Origin of the sequence: Burkholderia sp. Ac-20392, from assembly GCF_017104585.1 — a bacterium.
Taxonomy (GTDB): Bacteria; Pseudomonadota; Gammaproteobacteria; order Burkholderiales; family Burkholderiaceae; genus Burkholderia; species Burkholderia lata.
The window spans coordinates 1-7,643 of sequence record NZ_JAAGPB010000409.1; the positions used below are offsets into that span (position 1 = coordinate 1).

Annotated in this window: 6 protein-coding genes; all 6 read left to right on the forward strand. The window is 67.8% G+C overall.

Annotated elements, in window-relative coordinates:
* Positions 1-360: 360 nt before the first annotated feature.
* Positions 361-1,242, forward strand: a complete 882-nt coding sequence (locus G3N99_RS30460; RefSeq protein ID WP_174937144.1) for a neutral zinc metallopeptidase — start codon at positions 361-363, stop codon at positions 1,240-1,242.
* Positions 1,243-1,403: 161 nt separating this feature from the next.
* Positions 1,404-2,144, forward strand: coding sequence for a LuxR C-terminal-related transcriptional regulator (locus G3N99_RS30465; protein ID WP_206124223.1), 741 nt, complete (start codon positions 1,404-1,406; stop codon positions 2,142-2,144).
* A 50-nt stretch (positions 2,145-2,194) separates the two neighbouring features.
* Positions 2,195-2,866 carry a hypothetical protein gene (locus G3N99_RS30470; protein WP_206124224.1) on the forward strand — a complete coding sequence of 224 codons (672 nt, stop codon included), beginning with the start codon at positions 2,195-2,197 and terminating at the stop codon, positions 2,864-2,866.
* Positions 2,867-3,053: 187 nt separating this feature from the next.
* Entirely contained in the window at positions 3,054-4,556 is a 1,503-nt protein-coding gene (locus G3N99_RS30475) for an aldehyde dehydrogenase family protein (protein WP_174947443.1), read from the forward strand.
* Between the two features lie 70 nt (positions 4,557-4,626).
* Positions 4,627-5,967: an aspartate aminotransferase family protein gene (locus G3N99_RS30480; RefSeq protein ID WP_206124226.1), complete on the forward strand. Its 1,341-nt coding sequence runs from the start codon at positions 4,627-4,629 to the stop codon at positions 5,965-5,967.
* 238 nt (positions 5,968-6,205) lie between these two features.
* Positions 6,206-7,643: APC family permease (locus G3N99_RS30485; protein ID WP_206124227.1), on the forward strand; the 1,438-nt coding region annotated here is incomplete at its 3' end.

Genomic DNA, 7,643 nt, shown 5'->3' on the forward strand with positions numbered 1-7,643 from the left:
TCGGCGCCGGCAAGCGCCGGTATCAGCCGAAAGGATGAACGCGGGCGGCATCCGGCCGACTCGAGCGGCTGCGGGCCATTTTGCAAAGGCTGACGTTGTGCGGCGCCGAATCGCTCTATCCTCCACATTTTTGCGATAAGTCACGAAAGCCCGGCAGAATAGCGCGGGCAGGCCGCGCATCGACGCGCGGCACATCGGCCGGCTGATTCCGTCGTGCGAGCGGAGCGGCAGGCCGGCGATCCCGGCATGAGCGCGCACCCCACGCGCGCGCTGCATCGGCCGAGGATCGTGCCACGACAACTTATCGCCCGGTGGCGCGCTCGCGCGCCGGACCATCGACAAGAACAGGGAGGGCCGGCTATGAGGCTGGACGACGAAAGGGAAAGCACGAACGTCGAGGATCGACGCGGCGCCGGCGGGTTCGGCGGTGGGCGCGGTGCGACGATCGGCATCGGCACGATCGTGGTTGCGTTCGCCGCATCGTATTTCTTCGGGATCGACCCGCGCGTGATACTCGAAGGCGCATCGGCGCTGCAGGGCCGCCAGCAGCAGGCGCAGCCCGCGCCGGGCCAGCGGCAGGGTGCGGCGGCGAACGAACCGGGCGCGGTGTTCACGCGCAAGGTACTCGGCAATATCGAGCGCACGTGGACGGGCATTTTCTCGACCCAGTTGCATGCGCAATACCAGCCGCCGACGCTCGTGATGTTCACGAACTCGACGCCGACCGCATGCGGCACGGGCCAGACGGCGATGGGGCCGTTCTACTGCCCGGGCGACCGCAAGGTTTATATCGATCTCGGTTTCTACGACGAATTGCGCAAGCGCTTCGGCGCGGGCGGCGATTTCGCGCAGGCTTACGTGATCGCGCACGAAGTCGGCCATCACGTGCAGAACCTGCTCGGCATTTCCGACAAGGTCGATGCCGCGCGCCGGCGAGCGAGCCAGGCGCACTCGAACGCACTGTCGGTGCGGATGGAACTGCAGGCCGACTGCTTCGCCGGCGTGTGGGCGAACAACGCGCAGCGTGCGAACCAGCGGCTGATGGAACCCGGCGATTTCGAGCAGGGGCTGAAGGCGGCCGCTGCGATCGGCGACGACCGGCTGCAGCAGCAAGGGCAGGGCTACGTGGTGCCGGAAAGCTTCACGCACGGCACCAGCGACCAGCGCGTGTACTGGCTGAAGCGCGGGATGGAATCGGGCGAGCTGAGCGCCTGCGACACGTTCGCCGCGAACGCACGCTGAAAGCGGCGCGACCCGTCGCGCGCCTACCTCGTCCCGGTCGAACCCGCCATGCCGGCCGGGCCGGGACGATTTGCCGATTTGTGCTCACCGGCGCTTTTCGGCGCCGGTAGGCTGGCCCGAACTTCGATCTTCGATGCGTTCGCTCGCCAGCCGATCCCACCATGCCGACCCCATCCGTTCCCGCCGATCCGGCCGCCGCCGACTGGTCACGTGCACTGCGCGCGTGCGTGGACGCGTTCGACGCGTTTGCGAGCCCGTCCGCGATCGTGTTCTACCGGCTCGACCAGAGCGGCGAACCGGCCGATTTCGAGCTGTTCGGGATGCCGGAATCGATGCATCGCACCTATGTCGCGCGCTACCGGATGCTCGACCCGCTGCATCCGTCGCGCTGCGCGGCAGGCGAACGCGCGGTCGTCACGCTCGCGTCCCAATTGCCTGACGAAAGACGCGACGCATCCGCGTACTGGACCCGTTTCCTGCGACGGCACGACGTGGCCGACGTCGTCGAGATCTGGCTGCGCGACGCGGGCCGGACGGTCGGTGCGTTCTCGTTGCTGCGCTTCGGGGCGGGTGAAACGCGCGACGGTGCGGCCGGCAACAGCAGGGCCGGGCGGTTCGCGCCCGGCGAGATCGATGCGCTCGCGCGGCTGCAGCCCGTGGCCGAAGCCGCGCTGAGCCCGCTGCTGCGTGTGCGGAGCGGGATCCACCGGATCGGCTGCGAGGAGCGGCTGACCTACCGCGAGGAGCAGGTCGCGCGCCTCGTGCGCGACGGCCTTTCGAACAAGGAGATCGCCCGCGATCTCGCGCTCGGCCAGCCGACCGTCAAGACGCACCTGATGCGCATGTACCGCAAGCTCGGCGTGTCGAACCGCACGGAACTGGTCGGGGCGCTGTTCCTGTAATTCGTCGGATAATTGCGGTCCGGAATTCGAACCTTCGCGATCGCCGATTCATGAATACCAAAGCGCTGCTGGCCGTGCTGCTCGTGTTGCTGGGGGCCTCCGCGGCCTCGACGGCGTTCGCGCAAGAGAGTGAACCCGATCCTTGCCTCGTGTTGCAACCGACCCGGGTTGCGCCGGACGACGTCGGTGAGGCCGGTGACCATGCTGGTGGCGGGTGGCTCGGGCTGATACCGGTCGGGAACCGCTGGAAGCTCGCGCCGGCAAGCGTCCGGTTCGAACCGTCGGAACCGGGCGGCGACATCGTCGACATCCAGTCAAACCTCGGAAAAGCCGTGGCGCTGTTCCGTTGCAAGTCGCTCAGGTCGGGCAAGGTCGACGCGGCGAACCTGACGTTCCCGAAAAACGGAAGGGCGATCGAGCCGGGCGCCGGCCCGCTGCGCTTCGGTTTTCACGGCCGCCGGTACGCACTGCGCCACACGGTATCCGGGGCGGTGATTGTCGAAGGCGACGGCAAGCGGTCGGTCCTGCATGACTTTGGCGGCAGCTCGCCGCCGTTCAGCGCATCGCTGGTCTGGGCGGGCGACCTCGATCGCGACGGCCGGCTGGACTTCCTGATGGAATTCGAAAGCGACCTCGGCGCCAGCTTTTGCTTGTTTACATCCGGGAGTGCGAAGGAAAACGAACTGGTTGGGCCGGCGGGCTGCATGAGCGTCAGCGGCTGACCGGCGTCGCTCCCGGGCCGGCCGTTCGCGCCGACCGCAAGCCATCCCGCGGGGTTCGAACCCGCCCCTTCAGCGCCCACGCGCTGCCAATTTGCGCTCACCGGGCGCGAACCCTCGTCGATACAGTGGAACGACGCCCGCGTGCCCGTGCGCATGCGGTCCAGCCACGACAATCATCGAGACGCCCATGAGCACCACGAATTTCGTCGCCGTCAGCGACACCGTGCGCACCTTCGTTGCGCGCGACTTCGGCCTCTTCATCGACGGTGAAATGCAGCCCGCACACGCGGCCGCGCGGCTCGACGTGTACGACCCCGCGACGGGCGAGCGGCTTGCGACGGTCGCGGACGCCGACGAACGCGACGTCGACCGCGCGGTCGCCAGCGCGAAGCACGCATTCGACACCCGTGTGTGGAGCGGCCTGCGCCCGGCCGACCGCGAACGCATCCTGCTGAAACTCGCCGACCTGATCGAGCGCGACGCCGAAACGCTTGCGCAGCTCGAAACGCTGAACCAGGGCAAGTCGATCCACGTGTCGCGCGCGATCGAGGTCGGCGCGAGCGTCGAATACGTGCGCTACATGGCCGGCTGGGCGACCAAGATCACCGGCCAGACGCTCGACGTGTCGATCCCGTTCCCGCCCGGCGCACGCTATACGGCCTATACGCGCAAGGAGCCGGTCGGCGTGGTCGCCGCGATCGTGCCGTGGAATTTCCCGTTGATGATCGCCGTGTGGAAGCTGATTCCCGCGCTCGCGGCCGGTTGCACGATCGTGCTGAAGCCGTCGCCGGAAACGCCGCTCACCGCGCTGCGCCTGGCCGAACTCGCGCTCGAAGCCGGCGTGCCGCCCGGCGTGTTCAACGTCGTCACCGGCGGCCGCGTGTGCGGCGCCGCGCTCGCGAGCCACCCGTCGATCGCGAAGATCTCGTTCACGGGCTCGACCGCGACCGGCAAGCTGGTCGGCGCGGCAGCCGTGCAGAACATGACGCGCTTCTCGCTGGAGCTCGGCGGCAAGAACCCGATCGTGATGCTCGACGACATCGACGTTTCACAGGCGCTCGACGGCGTCGCCGCCGGCGCGTTCTTCAACCAGGGGCAGGTGTGCGCGGCCGCATCGCGGATCTATGTGCACCGCAGCAAGTTCGCGCAGCTCGCCGACGGCCTCGCGGGCGTCGCGCAGTCGATGAAGCTCGGCGCAGGTCTCGACACGACCGCGCAGATCAATCCGCTGGTCTCCGCGCACCATCGCGACAAGGTCGTCCAGCACATCGAAGGCGCGCGCCGCGCGGGCCTGACGTTCCTCGCGGGCGGCACGCCGGCCGACGACCTGCCCGGCTACTACGTGAAGCCGGCCGTGATCGCCGATCCGCATCCGGACAGCGCGATCGTGCGCGACGAAGTGTTCGGCCCGGTGATCGTCGTCGTGCCGTTCGACGATGCGGCCGACGCGGTGCGCCTCGCGAACGCGTCGCCGTACGGCCTCGCCGCGAGCATCTGGAGCAACGACCTGAAACGCGTGATGAACCTCGTGCCGCAGATCGAGGCCGGCACCGTGTGGGTGAACTGCCATATCCCGCTCGACCCGTCGATGCCGTTCGGCGGCTACAAGCAATCGGGCATCGGCCGCGAATTCGGCCAGTACGCGATCGAAGGCTTCACCGAAACCAAATCCGTCTGCATCGCGCACTGACGTGCGGCATGACCCCCGAATCCGGAACCCGAACGACTCCGGTACAAACGATCCGACAGTGGAGACTGCAATGAGCTACAACGAAGCGAAATTCTGGCATCCGATGGTGCACCCGAACGAGATGAAGCAGCGCAAGCCGATCCGCATCGTGCGCGGCGACGGCTGCTATGTATTCGATGAAGAGGGGCGCAAGCTCGTCGACGGCGTCGCGGGCCTGTGGAACGTGAACGTCGGCCACAACCGCCGGGAAGTGAAGGACGCGATCGTGCGCCAGCTCGACGAGCTCGAATACTTCCAGCTGTTCGACGGCATTTCGCATCCGCGCGCGGAAGAGCTGTCGAAGAAGGTGATCGACCTGCTCGAACCGGAAGGCATGCGCCGCGTGCTGTTCAGCTCGGGCGGCTCCGATTCGATCGAGACCGCGCTGAAGATCGCGCGCCAGTACTGGAAGGTGCGCGGCCAGGCCGACCGCACCAAGTTCATCTCGCTGAAGCAGGGCTATCACGGCACGCACTTCGGCGGTGCGTCGGTGAACGGCAACACGGTGTTCCGCCGCAACTACGAGCCGAACCTGCCGGGCTGCTTCCACGTCGAGACGCCGTGGCTGTACCGCAACCCGTTCACGCAGGATCCGGAGGAACTCGGCCGGATCTGCGCGGAAATGCTGGAGCGCGAGATCCAGTTCCAGAGCCCCGACACGGTCGCCGCGTTCATCGCGGAGCCGATCCAGGGCGCGGGCGGCGTGATCGTGCCGCCGGCCAACTACTGGCCGCTCGTGCGCGAGGTGTGCGACCGTTACGGCGTGCTGCTGATCGCCGACGAAGTCGTGACGGGCTTTGGCCGCAGCGGCAGCATGTTCGGCAGCCGCGGCTGGGGCGTGCGCCCGGACATCATGTGTCTCGCGAAGGGGATCTCGTCGGGCTACGTGCCGCTCGGCGCGACGGTCGTGAACGCGCGGATCGAGGATGCGTTCGCCGCGAATGCCGATTTCGGCGGCGCGATCATGCACGGCTACACGTATGCGGGCCACCCGGTCGCCTGCGCGGCCGCGATCGCGAGCCTCGACATCGTCGTGAAGGAAGACCTGCCGGCGAACGCGGCGAAGCAGGGCGCGTATCTGCTCGAAGCGCTGAAGCCGTTCGCGGAACGCTTCGCGGCGGTCGGCGAGGTGCGCGGCAAGGGGCTGATGCTCGCGCTCGACCTCGTCGCGAACAAGGACACGCGCGAGCCGATCGATCCGCTGTCCGGCTATGCGAACGCGGTCGCGGAAGTCGCGCGCGAAAACGGCGTGATGGTGCGCCCGGTCGGCACGAAGATCATCCTGTCGCCGCCGCTCGTGATCCAGCGCGAGCAGCTCGACCGGATCGTCGACGCGCTCGCGGCGGGCTTCGAGGCCGTGCCGTTCGCGTGATGGCGTGATCGCGTGACGGCATGCCGGCGGCGGGCAGCGCGGCTGCCGCCGGTTTGCCGATTTGCGCTATGACCGGATTATTTTGCCTGCGTATTTTTTCGACATCGGATCAAGGTGTGATCGACAAGGGGGCCCGGGTATCGAAGCGCTGAAGCGCCGCCCCGGACCGACCGCATAGCCATGGAACCCCGGCCGCCGACGAAGCGGCGGCCAGGGTCGACACAGGAAGGAGACAAGGATGTCGGGATGGTCTGGAGTTACCGGCGCAGCGGGCGATACGCCCGCCGGCACGCCGGCTGAAGCGGGTGGCGGCACGGCGCTGAAGGCGGGTGCGGTCGGCTTTCCGACCGCGCTGGCGAGCGCCGTCGGCCTCATCATGGCAAGCCCGGTGATCCTCACCGCGACGTCGGGCTTCGGAATGGGCGGCTGGGCGTTCGCGGTCGCGATGATCATCGCGTTCGTGATGATGCAGGCGCAGGCGACGACCTTCTCCGAAGCCGCCGCGATGCTGCCGACGGCCGGCTCGGTTTACGATTACCTGTCGTGCGGGCTCGGCCGCTTCTGGGCGATCACCGGTACGATCTCCGCGTATTTCCTCGTGCACGTGTTCGCCGGCACGGCGGAAACGATCCTGAGCGGCATCATGGCGCTCGTCAATTTCGAATCGCTGAATGCGGCGTTCGAGAAGCACAACAGCTCGTGGCTCGTCGGCGTCGGCCTCGTCGTCACGTTCGCGATCACCAACATCATCGGCATCAAGGTGTTCAGCAAGCTCGAGATCGTGCTGACGGCCGGCATGTGGCTGTCGCTGATGATCTTCGGGATTCTCGGGCTCGCGGCCGCGCCGGCCGTGCATCTCGACGGCTGGTTCGGCGGCTCGGAGGTCGGCACGTCGATTCCGGCCGTGCTGTCGCTGGTCGGGATGGCGATGTTCATGTTCGTCGGCTGCGAGTTCGTCACGCCGCTCGCGCCGGAAATGAAGTCGCCGGGCAAGACGATTCCGCGCGCGATGGCGCTCGGCCTCGTCGGCGTCGCGATCTGCATGTTCCTGTACGGCGCGGCGATCCGCCGTCAGGTCGCGAACGTGCCGGTGAGCCCCGATGGCCTCACGCACCTGCTCGACACGCCGGGCGCGATTCCCGCGTTCGCGCTGCAGGTGCTCGGGCCCTTCGGCCGCATCTGGTTCGGCATCGCGTTCCTGTGCGCAGGCGCCGCGACGATCAACACGCTGATGGCCGGGCTGCCGCGCATCCTGTACGGGATGGCGATCGACGGGGCGCTGCCGCGCTGCTTCGCGTACCTGCACCCACGCTTCAAGACGCCGGTGGTCGGCATCGTCGCCGCGGCGATCGTGCCGATCTTCCACGCGTGGCTGATCAACGGCAATCTCGACAGCATCCTGCACCTCGTGCTCGCCGCGACCTGTGCGTGGGGCACCGCGTACCTGCTCGTCACCGCGTCGGTCGTGATGCTGCGGATTCGTCGTCCGGACCTGCCGCGCCCGTACCGTTCGCCGCTGTTCCCGCTGCCGCAGATCGTATCGAGCGTCGGCATCATCCTGGCGATCTGGTACATCACGCCGCCGGGCATGAACGCGCGCGACATCTACGTGCCGTTCGGCGCGATGCTCGGGCTCACCGCGCTGTACGCACTGTTCTGGACGCTCGTCGTGCAGC